At 65.1% G+C, this 13,600-nt stretch carries 13 protein-coding genes and 1 tRNA gene; 8 read left to right on the top strand and 6 right to left on the bottom strand.

The window, feature by feature from the left end; all coding sequences use genetic code 11:
* Genes AB1K63_RS08975 through AB1K63_RS08960 form a run of 4 tightly spaced genes read right to left on the bottom strand, consistent with a single transcriptional unit; the run spans position 1 to position 3,417 of the window.
* Positions 1 to 960 (bottom strand): polysaccharide deacetylase family protein, encoded by a 960-nt coding sequence (locus AB1K63_RS08975; protein WP_366959763.1) that lies wholly within the window; start codon positions 958 to 960, stop codon positions 1 to 3.
* Between the two features lie 32 nt (positions 961 to 992).
* A complete protein-coding gene (locus AB1K63_RS08970; protein WP_366959762.1) occupies positions 993 to 1,376 on the bottom strand; it encodes a RidA family protein in 384 nt (127 codons plus the stop codon).
* Between the two features lies 1 nt (position 1,377).
* Positions 1,378 to 1,896 carry a hypothetical protein gene (locus tag AB1K63_RS08965; protein WP_366959761.1) on the bottom strand — a complete coding sequence of 173 codons (519 nt, stop codon included), beginning with the start codon at positions 1,894 to 1,896 and terminating at the stop codon, positions 1,378 to 1,380.
* A gap of 24 nt (positions 1,897 to 1,920) precedes the next feature.
* Positions 1,921 to 3,417, bottom strand: a complete 1,497-nt coding sequence (locus AB1K63_RS08960; protein WP_366959760.1) for a CoA-acylating methylmalonate-semialdehyde dehydrogenase — start codon at positions 3,415 to 3,417, stop codon at positions 1,921 to 1,923.
* Between the two features lie 218 nt (positions 3,418 to 3,635).
* Here AB1K63_RS08960 and cysD point away from each other — a divergent pair, with 218 nt between their 5' ends.
* The 7 genes from cysD (at position 3,636) to AB1K63_RS08925 (ending at position 9,173) form a co-directional block, all read left to right on the top strand.
* Complete coding sequence (cysD, locus tag AB1K63_RS08955) at positions 3,636 to 4,550, top strand: sulfate adenylyltransferase subunit CysD (RefSeq protein ID WP_366959759.1); 915 nt, start codon at positions 3,636 to 3,638, stop codon at positions 4,548 to 4,550.
* Positions 4,550 to 6,484 carry a sulfate adenylyltransferase subunit CysN gene (gene cysN / locus AB1K63_RS08950; RefSeq protein WP_366959757.1) on the top strand — a complete coding sequence of 645 codons (1,935 nt, stop codon included), beginning with the start codon at positions 4,550 to 4,552 and terminating at the stop codon, positions 6,482 to 6,484. The genes cysD and cysN overlap by 1 nt, the downstream gene beginning before the upstream one ends.
* A complete protein-coding gene (locus AB1K63_RS08945; protein WP_366960680.1) occupies positions 6,481 to 7,230 on the top strand; it encodes a 3'(2'),5'-bisphosphate nucleotidase CysQ in 750 nt (249 codons plus the stop codon). The genes cysN and AB1K63_RS08945 overlap by 4 nt, the downstream gene beginning before the upstream one ends.
* 60 nt (positions 7,231 to 7,290) lie before the next feature.
* A tRNA-Gly gene (locus tag AB1K63_RS08940) sits at positions 7,291 to 7,364 on the top strand.
* 65 nt (positions 7,365 to 7,429) lie between these two features.
* Entirely contained in the window at positions 7,430 to 7,993 is a 564-nt protein-coding gene (locus AB1K63_RS08935) for a hypothetical protein (RefSeq protein ID WP_366959756.1), read from the top strand.
* A 121-nt stretch (positions 7,994 to 8,114) separates the two neighbouring features.
* Positions 8,115 to 8,576: a DNA starvation/stationary phase protection protein gene (locus AB1K63_RS08930; RefSeq protein ID WP_366959755.1), complete on the top strand. Its 462-nt coding sequence runs from the start codon at positions 8,115 to 8,117 to the stop codon at positions 8,574 to 8,576.
* Between the two features lie 156 nt (positions 8,577 to 8,732).
* Entirely contained in the window at positions 8,733 to 9,173 is a 441-nt protein-coding gene (locus tag AB1K63_RS08925) for an NUDIX domain-containing protein (protein WP_366959754.1), read from the top strand.
* Here AB1K63_RS08925 and dinB read toward each other — a convergent pair.
* On the bottom strand, positions 9,170 to 10,303 hold the full coding sequence (dinB, locus tag AB1K63_RS08920; protein ID WP_366959753.1) for a DNA polymerase IV: 1,134 nt from the start codon (positions 10,301 to 10,303) through the stop codon (positions 9,170 to 9,172). The genes AB1K63_RS08925 and dinB overlap by 4 nt on opposite strands.
* 64 nt (positions 10,304 to 10,367) lie before the next feature.
* On the opposite strand from dinB, the gene AB1K63_RS08915 reads away from it, so the two are divergent.
* Complete coding sequence (locus tag AB1K63_RS08915) at positions 10,368 to 11,633, top strand: multidrug effflux MFS transporter (RefSeq protein ID WP_366960679.1); 1,266 nt, start codon at positions 10,368 to 10,370, stop codon at positions 11,631 to 11,633.
* 33 nt (positions 11,634 to 11,666) lie between these two features.
* Here AB1K63_RS08915 and AB1K63_RS08910 read toward each other — a convergent pair whose 3' ends face one another.
* Positions 11,667 to 13,559: an acetyl/propionyl/methylcrotonyl-CoA carboxylase subunit alpha gene (locus tag AB1K63_RS08910; protein WP_366959752.1), complete on the bottom strand. Its 1,893-nt coding sequence runs from the start codon at positions 13,557 to 13,559 to the stop codon at positions 11,667 to 11,669.
* Positions 13,560 to 13,600 lie beyond the last annotated feature (41 nt).

The following is a 13,600-nucleotide window of genomic DNA, read 5'->3' as shown; positions in this document are numbered from 1 at the left end:
TCATTCGGTATCCAGTTTGGCTTTCGTCACACGGGTTTCGAACAGGTAGGTCATCATACCCGTCGACATCCAGTCCGGAGAAAGGGGAGGAGGCACGTCCTTCTCCCACGCCATGGAACCCGTCAAGGTGCCCCAGGCGTAAGGCACATCCGGCTGCGCGGTCGAGATGGGATCGCGGTATGCCTCGTCAACCGGGATGATCGTCCAGCCCTGCTTGCGCATCTCCGCGATCAGGTCCGGGAGGTAGAGCGCGGCGAGGTCCGTTTCGTGCATCAGCATCACGTGGGCGGGCGATCGGCCCAGCGTGTCGCGCGCCAGCTGGTCGTGATAGGCAAGCCCGCTCATCTGCGAGGCGACATAGAGCCGGCGCAGCTGCTTTTCGTCCATCGGCAACCCCTGTCGTTTCGCCAGCACCGTCAGCTGCTCCAGGTGCCAGTCCGACCCGTCCGCCGTGACGTAGCCGTTGGACAGCCCGCGCTCCTTGAGGCCGGCACGCACCGCATCGCGCTTCGCCTTGTCGTCCGCCCCTTCGTCCAGATAGGGGAAGCGGAACCACGGGCGATAGCCGGCCCGTCCGGCCAGCCACGCTTCCGCTCGGTCGATATCGGCCAGGTAGGCCTCGGCCGTGGTGCGGCTGAGATGACCGTGGCTGTAGCTATGGTTGGCGATGACGTGGCCGGCCGCGACATAGGCGTCGACATGCGCTTCGCCATAGTCCTTGCCGGGTTCGGCCAGCGCGCCCGGATTGATGAAGAACGCCGCCTGTTCGACGCCCGCATCCTTCAGCGCGGCAATGATCTTCTCGCTGCGTTCCTGCGGCGTGAAGAAGGCGCCCTGCTGGCGCGGAATGTCGTCGAAGGTCAACGCGACGCGCTTTTCGGCGAGGGCGGGGCTAGCGAGCCCCGCGGCGAGCAGCACGAAAGCGGCGAACCTTGCGAGAAGTCGGGATAAGGAGGTCATACCAATGTGTCCTACCGGCTTGGGGATGGCGTTCAAGGCTGCGTCACGATCGCTTCTGCCTCGATCTCAACCAGCCATTCCGCCCGGCAGAGGGAAGCGACGCCGACCATCGTCGCGGCCGGCCGCGTTTCGGAAAAGAACTGCGCATGGACCGCACCGACTGCGTCTTGCGATCCGATGTCGGTCAGGTACATCCGGGTCCGTACCACGTCGGCAGCACTGCCGCCCAGTTCCTCGATCGCATTCACGATCAGCGTGAAACAGCGCGTCGCCTGTGCCGCCGCGTCGCCTTGTGTCGTCGAACCGTCCGGCTCGATCGGACCGGTCCCGGACACGATGATCCGGTTTCCAACCCGTACTGCGCGGGAGAATCCGAACTGCACCTCGTAAGGCGAACCCGAACTCGTGCGCTGCATGTCAGGCAGGGCAGCGCTGGCGCGGATATTCGGAGAGGTCCGCCGGATTTTCGGGGTCGCCCACCAGCAGGCGGGTGTCGTTGTCGGTCAGGCGCAGCAGCAGGGTCTCGTCCCAGGTCTGGCCTTCGCCGGACATGTCGAGGCTGACCAGCAAGTCCGCATCGCCCGACAGGCGGATTTCGGTCACTTCGCCGACGGATTCGTAGAACTCGATATCCCTCGCCCCGATTTCGAGCCGCAGGTCGGATGCCGCGGCACAGGGACCTTCGACATGGTCCCAGACCCCCTGGAAGGGCGCCGGGATCGACGTCAGCCGGACCGTGCGGTCGGCGGAAGGCGCCGCGCGGGTCGGGCCTTCGCCCTGCGCATCGGCCATGGAGCCTTCGCCGACGGTGCGGGTGGCGGCATCGTCGGTCCCGGCCGGCGTCGTCTCGCCATCGACCGGCGCCTGCGCATCCGGCGAACAGCCGGCCAGCGGGACCGCGGCCAGCAGGAGCGCGATGGGGAGGGTGCGGATCATGCGATTCTCCTTGGACGTGCGGGGTCAGCCCATGGTCGGGATGACGAAGGCGTTGGAGCCGTCGCCGCCACCATCGGGCCAGCGCTGGGTGACCTTCTTCGCCTTGGTCCAGAAGCGCAGGCCCTCGGTCCCGTACTGGTCGATGTCGCCAAAGCCCGAACGCTTCCAGCCGCCGAAGCTGTGATAGCTGACGGGCACGGGGATAGGCACGTTGATACCGACCATGCCGACATTCACCCGGTGCGCGAATTCGCGCGCGGCATGGCCGTTGCGCGTGAAGATGGCGACGCCGTTGCCGTACTGGTGTTCGCTCGGCAGGCGGACCGCTTCCTCGAAATCCTTGGCGCGCACGATCTGGAGGACCGGGCCGAAGATTTCTTCCTGGTAGCTTTCCATGTCCGTGGTGACCTTGTCGAGCAGGGTCGGACCGACGAAGAAGCCTTTCTCGTGGCCCTGCAGGGTGAAGCCGCGCCCGTCGATCACGACTTCCGCGCCTTCCTTTTCGGCCGTGTCGATCCAGCCCTCGATACGGGCCTTGTGTTCTGGTGTGACGACCGGACCGTAATGCGCGTCCGGATCGTTCGAGACGCCGACGCGCAGGGCATTGATCGCCGGGATCAGCTTCTCGCGCAGCCTGTCGGCCGTATCCTCGCCCACCGGCACCACAACCGGCAACGCCATGCAGCGCTCGCCCGCGGAGCCGAAGGCCGCGCCGCTCAGATCGTTCACCACCTGGTCGAGATCGGCATCGGGCATCACGATGCCGTGGTTCTTCGCGCCCCCCATCGCCTGCACACGCTTTCCGGCGGCCACGCCGCGCTTGTAGACGTAGTGCGCGATGTCGGACGATCCGACGAAGCTGACCGCCGCGATGTCGCGATGGTCGAGGATCGCGTCGACCATTTCCTTGTCGCCATGCACCACCTGCAGCAGCCCTTCGGGCGCGCCGGCTTCGGCGAACAGTTCGGCCAGGCGCACGGGCACGCTCGGGTCGCGCTCGCTCGGCTTCAGGATGAAGGCGTTGCCCGCCGCGATCGCCATGCCGAACATCCACATCGGGATCATGGCCGGGAAGTTGAACGGCGTGATGCCCGCCCCGATGCCGAGCGGCTGGCGCATCGAATAGACGTCGATGCCGGGCCCGGCGCCTTGCGTGTATTCGCCCTTCAGCACCTGCGGGATGCCGCAGGCATATTCGATGACTTCGAGGCCGCGCTGCACGTCGCCATGCGCGTCTTCCACCACCTTGCCGTGTTCGCTCGCCAGCAGTTCGGCGAGCTCCTGCTTGTTCGCTTCGACCAGGCGCTTGTATTCGAACATGACCCGCGCGCGGCGCTGCGGATTGGTCGCCGCCCATTCGGGCTGGACCTTCTTGGCGGTTTCCACCGCCTTGTCGAGCAGGGCCGCATCGCCCAGCGCGACGCGCGCCTGCACTTCGCCGGTGGATGGGTTCCAGACGTCGTGCGTCCGTCCCGAACCGTTGCCCGCTCCGCCGAGCATGAAATGATCTATCTGCCGCATGTGCCTCTCCTTTGCGCGCTGCCCTGCGCGGGTCGCGCTGTCGTTTCAACCGTTACTTTCCCAATCGGCGGCGGGGCGCTGTGTTCCGTCGACGATCGGCACGCGGCGTGCAACTCAGGTTCTGGACCCCGAAAGCTTTCTTTGTTTTCCAGACCGGCCTCCGGTTGCTAGGGGCGCGGGCCGACCTCCCATACCGAAAGACCGGGTTCCCGACTTCCATGACCGTGCCACTGACCCATCTCCAGCGCCTCGAGGCGGAGAGCATCCACATCATGCGCGAGGTGGTGGCCGAGGCGGAACGGCCGGTCATGCTGTATTCGGTAGGCAAGGACAGCGCGGTCATGCTGCACCTGGCGCGCAAGGCGTTCCATCCCTCGCCGCCGCCGTTCCCGCTGCTGCATGTTGACACGACCTGGAAATTCCGGGCGATGTACGAATTGCGCGAAAAGGCCGCGCGCGAGGCGGGCATGGAACTGCTTGTCCACCAGAACCCGGAAGCGAAGGAACGCGGGATCAACCCGTTCGAGCACGGCGCCCTCCACACCGACATGTGGAAGACCGAAGGGCTGAAGCAGGCGCTCGACCGGTTCGGCTTCGATGCGGCCTTCGGCGGCGCGCGGCGCGACGAGGAGAAGAGCCGGGCGAAGGAGCGGATCTTCTCGTTCCGCACCGCGACCCATGGCTGGGACCCGAAGAACCAGCGGCCCGAACTGTGGAACCTTTATAACGCCCGCAAGGCCAAGGGCGAAAGCATCCGCGTGTTCCCGCTGTCCAACTGGACCGAGCTGGACATCTGGCAGTACATCCACCTCGAGAACATCGAGATCGTCCCGCTCTATTTCTCCGCGATGCGGCCGACCTACGAATACGAAGGCGGCCTGTTCGTGGCGGACGATATCGCGCGGCTGGAGCAGGCGATGGGCCGGCGCCCGGACATCGTGGAGCGGTCCGTCCGCTTCCGCACGCTGGGCTGCTTCCCGCTGACCGGCGCTGTCGAAAGCACCGCGGCGACGCTGCCGGAGATCATCCAGGAAATGCTCCTGACCACGACCAGCGAACGGCAGGGACGCGTGATCGACAAGGATTCGGGCGACGCCTCGATGGAGCGCAAGAAGCAGGAGGGCTATTTCTGATGAACGCCCCCGACCGGACCGGACCCGCCTACGAAGCGGATGCCCTCATCGCCGAGGATATCGACGGCTACCTCGAAAAGCACCAGCACAAGACCATGCTGCGGTTCATCACTTGCGGTAGCGTAGATGACGGCAAGTCCACCCTGATCGGGCGCCTGCTGTACGACAGCAAGATGATCTTCGAGGACCAGCTCGCCAGCCTGGAAAGCGACAGCAAGCGGGTGGGCACGCAGGGACAGGAAATCGATTTCGCGCTGCTGGTGGACGGGCTCGCGGCGGAACGGGAGCAGGGCATCACTATCGATGTCGCCTATCGCTTCTTCGCGACCGAGAACCGCAAGTTCATCGTCGCCGACTGCCCGGGCCACGAACAATATACCCGCAACATGGTCACCGGCGCCTCGACCGCGGACCTCGCCGTGATCCTGATCGATGCGCGCAAGGGCGTGCTCACCCAGACCCGGCGGCACAGCTTCCTGTGCCACCAGCTGGGCATCCGGAACGTGGTGCTCGCGGTCAACAAGATGGATCTCGTCGGGTACGACCGGGCGGCCTTCGATTCCATCGTGTCGGACTATTCGTCGTTCGCCCGGAGCATCGGGATCGAGCGCTTCATCGCCATCCCGATGTCCGGCCTCGCGGGCGACAACATCACCGCGCGGTCCGCCAATACCCCCTGGTACGACGGCCCGACGCTGATGGACCACCTGGAGGCGGTGGAGGTCCGCAGCGAAGTCGGGCAGGCCAAACCCTTCCGCATGCCGGTCCAGTGGGTGAACCGCCCGAACCTGGATTTCCGCGGGTTTTCGGGCCAGATCGCGACCGGGATCGTCAGGCCCGGCGACGCGGTGCGCGTGGTCCCGTCCGGCAAGACGAGCACGATCCGGTCGATCAGCACCTTCGACGGCGATCTCGAACAGGCCGTGGCCGGCCAGTCCGTCACGCTGACCTTCGAGGACGAGATCGACTGCTCGCGCGGAAACGTCATAGCCTCCGCCGAAGTACCGCCGCAGGCCTCGGACCAGTTCGAAGCAACCATCGTCTGGATGGACGACGATCCGATGATCGTGGGCCGCGGCTACTGGCTGAAACTGGGCACGCAGACCGTATCGGCGACCGTGCAGGAGCCGAAATACGAGATCGACATCAACGATCCGGGCGACGAGAACGCAAGACTGGCGGCCAGGACGTTCGATCTCAACGCCATCGGCGTGGCGGAATTGCGGACCGACCGGCCGATCGTCTTCGAACCGTACGAGGAGAACCGCGCGCTTGGCGGGTTCATTCTTGTCGACAAGGTCAGCAACCGGACCGTTGCCGCCGGAATGCTGCACTTCGCCCTCAGGCGGGCACAGAACGTGCACTGGCAGCCGACCGATATCGGGCGCGAACAGCATGCCCAGATGAAGAACCAGCAGCCGCGCGTGCTCTGGTTCACGGGGCTTTCGGGATCGGGCAAGTCGACCATCGCCAACGAGGTGGAAAAGCGCCTCGCCCTGATGAACCGCCACACCTTCCTGCTCGATGGCGACAATATCCGCCACGGCCTGAACCGCGACCTTGGCTTCACCGAGGCGGACAGGATCGAGAACATCCGCCGGATCGGCGAGGTCGCGAAGCTGATGGCGGATGCGGGGCTGATCGTGCTGACCGCCTTCATCAGCCCGTTCCGGGCTGAGCGCCAGATGGTGCGCGACATGCTTCCCGAAGGCGAGTTCATCGAGATCTTCGTCGACACGCCGCTGGACGTGGCGGAGCAGCGCGACGTGAAGGGCCTGTACAAAAAGGCGCGCGAAGGGACGCTCAAGAACTTCACCGGGATCGACAGTCCCTACGAAGCGCCGGAGGCGCCCGATATCCGGGTGAACACGGTCGACATGTCGCCAGAGGATGCGGCCGAGTACATCATCCGCCAGATCATGCCGCTCAAATAGCCGTGACCGAACTAGACGATACCGAACTCGCCGCACGCCTGGCCCGTCACGCGGGGCGCATTCTGCTCGAATTGCGGGACAGCGAACTGCTGGACGGCAAGGCGCTCGGCGCTGCCGGCGATGCGACCGCCAACCAGTTCATTCTGCACGCCCTGCGCCGGCACCGGCCGGAAGACGGCGTGCTGTCGGAAGAGAGCAAGGATACGCGCGAGCGGCTGGACAAGTCACGGGTGTGGATCGTCGATCCGGTGGACGGCACACGCGAGTACGGAGAGCAGCGGACCGACTGGGCCGTCCATGTTGCGCTCGCTGTCGACGGGCGGGCCGTGTCCGGGGCCGTTGCCTTGCCCGGGTGCGAAATGGTGCTGCGCAGCGATCGTCCCGCGGTTCTGCCCGCGATGCCCGCCAAGCCACGGCTGGTGGTCAGCCGCACGCGTCCCGCCAGCGAAGCCGTCGCCGTCGCGGAGCGGATCGGCGGCGACCTCGTGCCCATGGGAAGCGCGGGGGCGAAAGCCATGGCGGTGGTGCGCGGCGAAGCGGAAATCTACCTCCACTCGGGCGGGCAGTACGAATGGGACAGCTGCGCCCCGGTCGCGGTCGCACAGGCCTTCGGGCTGTACTGCTCCCGCATCGACGGTTCGCCGATCGTCTACAACCAGGCCGATACCTACCTGCCCGACCTGCTGATCTGTCGTCCCGAATGGGCGGACGAGGTGCTTGCGCAAGTCGCTGCCATCGGAACATAGGCGCGGACGAATTTGCGTTGACCGTTGCCACCGCCGGCGGCAGATGGTGGCGCACGGTCTGCGGGTGTAGCTCAATGGTAGAGCAGAAGCTTCCCAAGCTTAAGACGAGGGTTCGATTCCCTTCACCCGCTCCAGTGCCGGCGCGCCGCTGACCGGACCTCCTTCCATTCGACGCGGCAGCGCGTAGAACGCGGGCCCCATGTCCGGCTTTCTCTTCGCATTCGTCGCCGTCTTCGTCACATCCTTCGGCGGCCGGGACCAGCTTCTCGTTGCGGAACTGACCGGCAGGCTGGGCAGCACGATCGGACTGGCGGTGACAGCCTGTCTGACCGTGATCCTGGCGACGGTCGCGATGACGCTGGCAGGAGATACCGTTGCGTCCCTCTTGCCGGTTTCGGCCCGGTCCATGCTGGTCGCAATCGCGTTGATCTTCGTCGCCATCGAGCTGTTCTGGCCGATGAAGCCCCTCGCTCTGGCCGAGCCGACGCGGTCGCTGGCCGCCATCGGAATAGTCCTCTTCGCCCGGCAGATCGGCGATGCTGCCCGGTTCTGCGTGTTCGCGCTGGCCGCCGCCTATGCCGGCAACTGGGCGGTCGGCGCCGGCGGTGTTATGGGAGGTGTCACGGTAATGATCCTGGCCTGGACGACAGGGGCCGATCTGTTCGCCCGCCTTCCGGTACTCACCCTGCGGCGCGTTGTCGGTGCCATCGTCCTGTGCGTCGCAATCGTGATCGGATTGTCCGCGCGCGGACTGCTGGGTTGATCGAAACCCTCGATCAGAGGAATTGCATCATTGCCGGAAACCAAGCCTTGCTTCCCCCGTTTCCTGTCCGAACGATTTTCTAACAATCGATAACTCTCAGACAGGAAAAGGGGAAATTCCCATGGCCGAATCCGGCGACAACTCCAAAACCGCGCTCGTCAGCGAACTGAACGGGCTTCTGGCCGATCATCTCGCGCTGTATTTCAAGACCAAGAACTTCCATTGGCATGTGCGCGGACCGCGCTTTCGCGACCTTCACTTGCTGTTCGACGAGCAGGCGATCGAGATCCGCGACCAGATCGACGATATCGGCGAGCGCGTCCGCAAGCTGGGCGAAGACACACTGACCTCGATCGGCTCGGTCGCGAAGCACACGAACATCGCCGATCAGGACAACACCAAGCTCGATCCCGATGCGATGGTCCGCGAACTGCGCGACGACAACCGCAAGGTTGTGGATCGGCTCAAGGGATTGAAGCCGCTGGCCGAACAGGCGGGCGACAACGCCACCGACGGGTTGCTCGACGACTGGACGGACATGGCCGAAGAGCGCGTCTGGTTCCTCGATTCCACGCTGCAGTAATCACTCCTCATTTCTCAAGACCAGAGCCCGGTTTCGTTACATTCGAAACCGGGCTTTCTTCTATTGATTGACTGCGTGCGATTGCTAGACGGGGCTCGGGTAGAGAATTCGGGGTTCGGGGTGCTTTCAAGACTTTTGCCAAGGCCATTGCACCGCGTGGCCCTGCCGATTGCACATCGCATACGGCATCACTGGCGTACGATTATCAAACCGTCCCTGTCCGGCGTCTCGGTAATTCTTGTCGATGGCGAGGACCGGGTGCTGATGGTGCGCCACAGCTACGGCCCGCCGACCTGGGCGCTTCCGGGCGGTGGGATCGACCGCAAGGAGGCCCCGATCGACTGTGCCAAGCGGGAACTGCACGAGGAGCTCGGCGTGCACGGATGCGAACTGCAATTCGTCGGCACGCTGGAAGAAACGCTTTCGGGTGCGCCCCACTCGGCATTCATCTTTCAGGGCCGTTGCCCAGTCGCGCCGAAGCCCGACCGGCGTGAAATCCTGGAAGCCCAGTTCTTCCCTGTGCATTCGCTACCCCATCCGCTGAGCGATGCGACGCGCCGGCGGCTCGCCTTCTGGACGGACAAGGGCCGCCGCTAGAAAAGCGAAAGCTGCGCTTCGGCTGCGCGCGCATCCCTGCGCGACTCGGACGTAACCCCCTTCAGCGAGGAGAGCGTGAGCCCCATCAGGCGGATCGGCCGGGGAAGCGGAAGCTCCGTTTCGAGAAGCGCGCGCGCGGCGATCGCGAAGTCATCCTTCGTCTCGACGAGCCGGACGAGCGACTGCGACCGGGTATGGATCGTGAAGTCGTTGTACTTGAGTTTCAGCGTGACGGTCCGGCCGCTCGCCTCAGCCCTTTCGATCCGTTCCCACACGATATCGATGATCCGCTCGAGCGTTTCTCGCAAGGCATCGTCGGCATGGATATCTTCGGAAAAGGTCCGTTCGCCGCCGACCGACTTGCGCGTCCGGTGCGACCGGACCGGTCGGTTGTCGATCCCTCTCGCCGCTCCGTACAGATAGTCGGCGAAGCTGCCGAAATTGGCGCGCAGCCACGGCAAGTCGCGCTCCGCCAGGTCCGCGCCCGTCTCGATGCCCAGCCGCGCCATCTTTTCTGCGCCCTTCGGGCCGACGCCGTGAAACCGCCGGATCGGCAGGCTCTGGACGAAGGCCGGTCCTTCGCCGGGCCGGATGACGCAGAGGCCGTCCGGCTTGTTCTGGTCGCTCGCGAGTTTGGCCAGGAACTTGTTGTAACTGACCCCAGCGCTGGCGGTCAGCTGCGTCTTCGCGAGGATTTCCGCCCGGATGAGCTGCGCGATGCGCGTGGCGCTACCGATGCCCTTCATGTCGTCTGTCACGTCCAGATAGGCCTCGTCGAGGCTCAGCGGTTCGACCAGCGGTGTGAAGCTGTGAAAGATCTCCCGGATCTGCTGGCTTACCTCGCGATAGACGTCGAACCGGCTTTTGCAGAAGATGAGGTCGGGACAGCGGCGCAGGGCGGTTACGCTGGGCATGGCGCTGCGCACGCCGAACTGGCGCGCCTCGTAACTGGCGGCGGCCACCACGCCGCGCCCGCTCGACCCGCCGACGGCAACCGGCTTGCCCCGCAGTTCGGGATTGTCCCGCTGCTCGACGCTCGCGAAGAACGCATCCATGTCGACATGGATGATCTTGCGCGCGCGATCATCGCCATCTGTCGACGGATCGGTCTGCTGCGCGCCGGTGTCCATGTCCTCCAGATAGCGAGACGGATTGCAAATCGGAACCGGTGACGCCACTTCCCGTTTTGTGCGAATGCGAAACGAACAGCTGGCGACCGGCGAGCGTCCATTGCCCGACCGCGCGCGGCGTTCCATGATCGGCGAACGCGAACTCATCTGGATGATGGCCTTGCTGATGGCGTGCAACGCCTTCGGCATCGACGCCATCCTGCCCGCTCTCGACGCGCTGGCGGGCGATCTGGGCGCAACGGGCAACGACCGGCAATTCGTGGTCGGCGCCTATCTCCTGGCGGCGGGGTTCGGCACGCTGGTGCCCGGAGCCTTTGCCGACCGCTATGGCCGGCGACCCGTGCTGTTCGTCGCGCTGGGGTGCTACATCGCATTCTCGATCGCGTGCGCCTTTGCGACCAGTTTCGACATGCTGGTGGTCCTGCGCGCCGCGCAGGGCTTTTTCGCCGCGGGGATCATCGCGTTGCCCCCTGCCATCATCCGCGACCGGGTGGGCGGGGACAAGATGGCGCGCATGATGAGCCTCATCTTCGTCATCTTCCTGCTGGTTCCCGCCATCGCGCCCAGCATCGGCCAGGCGGTGCTGCAGGTCTTCGGCGACTGGCGGTGGATCTTCGTCGCCATGGCTGCGCTCGGCGTGGTGATGACGCTCTGGGTCCATGTGCAACTGCCGGAAACACTGCACGAGGAAGACCGGCAGGAAATCCGCATCCCGCTGATCGCGCGCAACATGGCCAGCGCCGTGACCCTGCGCGAGACGATCGGCTACACGCTGGGAAGCGCGCTCGTTTTCGGCGGGCTGTTCGGCTTCATCAATTCGAGCCAACAGCTGATCGGAGAAGCGTTCGGCGCAGGCGAGGATTTCCCGCTGATCTTCGCGATCTGCGCCGGCTGCATGGCGGTCGCCAACTGGCTGAACAGCCGCGTGGTCGAACGGTTCGGCGCCCGGCGCGTCAGCCATGCGGCCCTGTTCCTGTTCATCGCGGTCGCTGGCGCGCAGCTCTATTTCGCCAGCCAGCCGGACGAGAGCCTGTGGACCTTCGTACCGCTGATGGCCGCGAACATGAGCCTGCTGGGCTTTATCGGGGCGAATTTCGGCAGCATCGCGCTGCAACCCTTCCGCCAGATCGCCGGAGCCGCATCCAGTGCGCAAGGCTTCCTGCGCATGACCAGCGGCGCGGCACTGGGTGCGTTTATCGGCTACATGTACGACGGCACCGCCCGCCCGCTGGCGCTGGCCCTGCTGATCACGGCCGTGCTCAGCCTCGTATTCGTGCTTTTCAGCGAGAAGGGCGAACTGTTCGGCGAGCCGGTGCCGGACGACGCGTGATCTGGGCCCGGCGGTAAGCGGTCCGGGTCGGGATTATTCTGACGCGGGTTCGACCACCGCCAGCACGGCTTCCACCTGTACTTGCCCGCCCTCGCTTGCGGATAGCTCGGTCACGGTCCCGTCGAACGGCGCGGTGAGCGCGTGTTCCATCTTCATGGCTTCCAGCACCATCAGCCTCTGCCCGGCGGTAACGGCCTGCCCCTCGGAAACATCGACCGCGATGACCTTGCCCGGCATCGGCGCAAGGATAGCGCCGTCGGCGGCGGAGGCTTGGCCGGAGCCGTCGTGGCGTGGGAGCGAAATTCTGAGCAGATGGCCGCGAATGCTGACAAACTGAGAGCCGGGCTCAGGGCTCTCGCGAAGGCCATGTTCGAAATACTGGCCCTTTGGTGTCGGGCTGTATTGGAACGTCTTTACCTCGCCATTCACGGCCAGACGATGTTCTTGCCTGCGGGGGGCATTCAGGCGAACCCCTAGCCACTGTTCGGGCTTCGGATCGTAGCCGTTGGCCATCCTGACATACCAGTTCAAGGCATCGCTCAAGGCGCGGTTGCTCAGCTCCGGCTGTGCGGTCAATGCGTCCTGCTTGCGCGCGATCAGCCCAGTGTCGAGATTAGCCTGCCGAACATCTTCGTCTCGTAGCAGGCTGACCAAGAAGCCAAGATTGGTTTTGACGGGCCAAACTGCCGAACATTCGAGTTCGCCGACAAGCGCCTCGATGGCTTCGTCGCGGGTGTCGCCGCGAGCGACTACTTTGGCAATCATCGGGTCATAGAATGGCGAGATGTCGACGCCTTCTTCGACACCGGTCTCAATTCGGGCATCGCCGCAGAAATCAAGCAGGTCCAACCGCCCCGTGCTCGGCAAGAACCCCTTCGCCGGGTCCTCCGCATAAAGCCGCGCTTCGATAGCCCAGCCGTTGATCGACAGCTCCTCCTGCTTGAGCGGGATCGCCTCACCACTCGCAATCCGCAGCTGCCATTCCACCAAGTCCACCCCGGTGATCTCCTCGGTCACCGGGTGTTCGACCTGCAGCCGCGTGTTCATCTCCATGAAGAAGATGCGATCGGCGCGCAGGCCTTCGCTGGCGTCGGCGATGAATTCGATCGTGCCGGCGCCCTCGTAATCGACCGCCTTGGCGGCGCGCACGGCTGCGGCGCAGATTTCCTCGCGCGTCGCCTCGTCCATGCCGGGGGCGGGCGCTTCCTCGATCACCTTCTGGTGGCGGCGCTGGAGCGAGCAGTCGCGTTCGAACAGGTGGACGACATTGCCGTGGCTATCGCCGAACACCTGCACCTCGATATGGCGGGGGCTGGTGATCCATTTTTCGAGGATCACGTCGTCATTGCCGAAGCTGGCCTTGGCCTCGCGGCGGCAGCTTTCGAGCGCGGGCAGGAAATCCGCCGCCGCATCTACCTTGCGCATGCCCTTGCCCCCGCCGCCCGCGACCGCTTTGATCAACACAGGATAGCCGATCGCGTCGGCCTCCTGCTTCAGCCGGTCGGGGCTCTGGTCGTCGCCGTCGTAGCCCGGGGTCACGGGCACGCCCGCCTCGCGCATCAGCTTCTTGGCGGCATGCTTCAGCCCCATCGCGCGGATCGAGGAAGGCGGTGCGCCGACCCAGATCAGGCCCGCATCCTTCACGGCCTGCGCGAAGTCCGCGTTCTCGGAGAGGAACCCGTAACCGGGGTGAATCGCTTCCGCGCCGGTTTCCTTCGCGGCCGCGATGATCTTCTCGCCGACGAGATAGCTTTCCGTGGCGGGCGACGGACCGATATGCACGGCCTCGTCCGCCTGGCGCACGTGCAGCGCCTTCGCGTCGGCATCGGAATAGACCGCGACGGTGGCGATGCCCATCTCGCGGGCGGTCCGGATGATGCGGCAGGCGATTTCGCCGCGATTGGCGATCAGGAGCTTCGAAATCATGGCTAGCGGCGTAGGCCGCCAATGCCGCAGCGGCAAGCGGT

Origin of the sequence: Qipengyuania sp. JC766, assembly GCF_040717445.1 — a bacterium.
GTDB lineage: Bacteria > Pseudomonadota > Alphaproteobacteria > Sphingomonadales > Sphingomonadaceae > JC766.
The sequence above is the reverse complement of the archived record's forward strand: the minus strand, read 5'-3'. Positions and strand labels throughout refer to the sequence as shown.

Coding starts and splice junctions, on each gene's coding strand:
- AB1K63_RS08975 (WP_366959763.1), bottom strand. CDS start 960: ATGACCTCCTTATCCCGACTTCTCGCAAGGTTCGCCGCTTTCGTGCTG.
- AB1K63_RS08970 (WP_366959762.1), bottom strand. CDS start 1,376: ATGCAGCGCACGAGTTCGGGTTCGCCTTACGAGGTGCAGTTCGGATTC.
- AB1K63_RS08965 (WP_366959761.1), bottom strand. CDS start 1,896: ATGATCCGCACCCTCCCCATCGCGCTCCTGCTGGCCGCGGTCCCGCTG.
- AB1K63_RS08960 (WP_366959760.1), bottom strand. CDS start 3,417: ATGCGGCAGATAGATCATTTCATGCTCGGCGGAGCGGGCAACGGTTCG.
- cysD (WP_366959759.1), top strand. CDS start 3,636: ATGACCGTGCCACTGACCCATCTCCAGCGCCTCGAGGCGGAGAGCATC.
- cysN (WP_366959757.1), top strand. CDS start 4,550: ATGAACGCCCCCGACCGGACCGGACCCGCCTACGAAGCGGATGCCCTC.
- AB1K63_RS08935 (WP_366959756.1), top strand. CDS start 7,430: ATGTCCGGCTTTCTCTTCGCATTCGTCGCCGTCTTCGTCACATCCTTC.
- AB1K63_RS08930 (WP_366959755.1), top strand. CDS start 8,115: ATGGCCGAATCCGGCGACAACTCCAAAACCGCGCTCGTCAGCGAACTG.
- dinB (WP_366959753.1), bottom strand. CDS start 10,303: ATGGACACCGGCGCGCAGCAGACCGATCCGTCGACAGATGGCGATGAT.
- AB1K63_RS08915 (WP_366960679.1), top strand. CDS start 10,368: ATGCGAAACGAACAGCTGGCGACCGGCGAGCGTCCATTGCCCGACCGC.
- AB1K63_RS08910 (WP_366959752.1), bottom strand. CDS start 13,559: ATGATTTCGAAGCTCCTGATCGCCAATCGCGGCGAAATCGCCTGCCGC.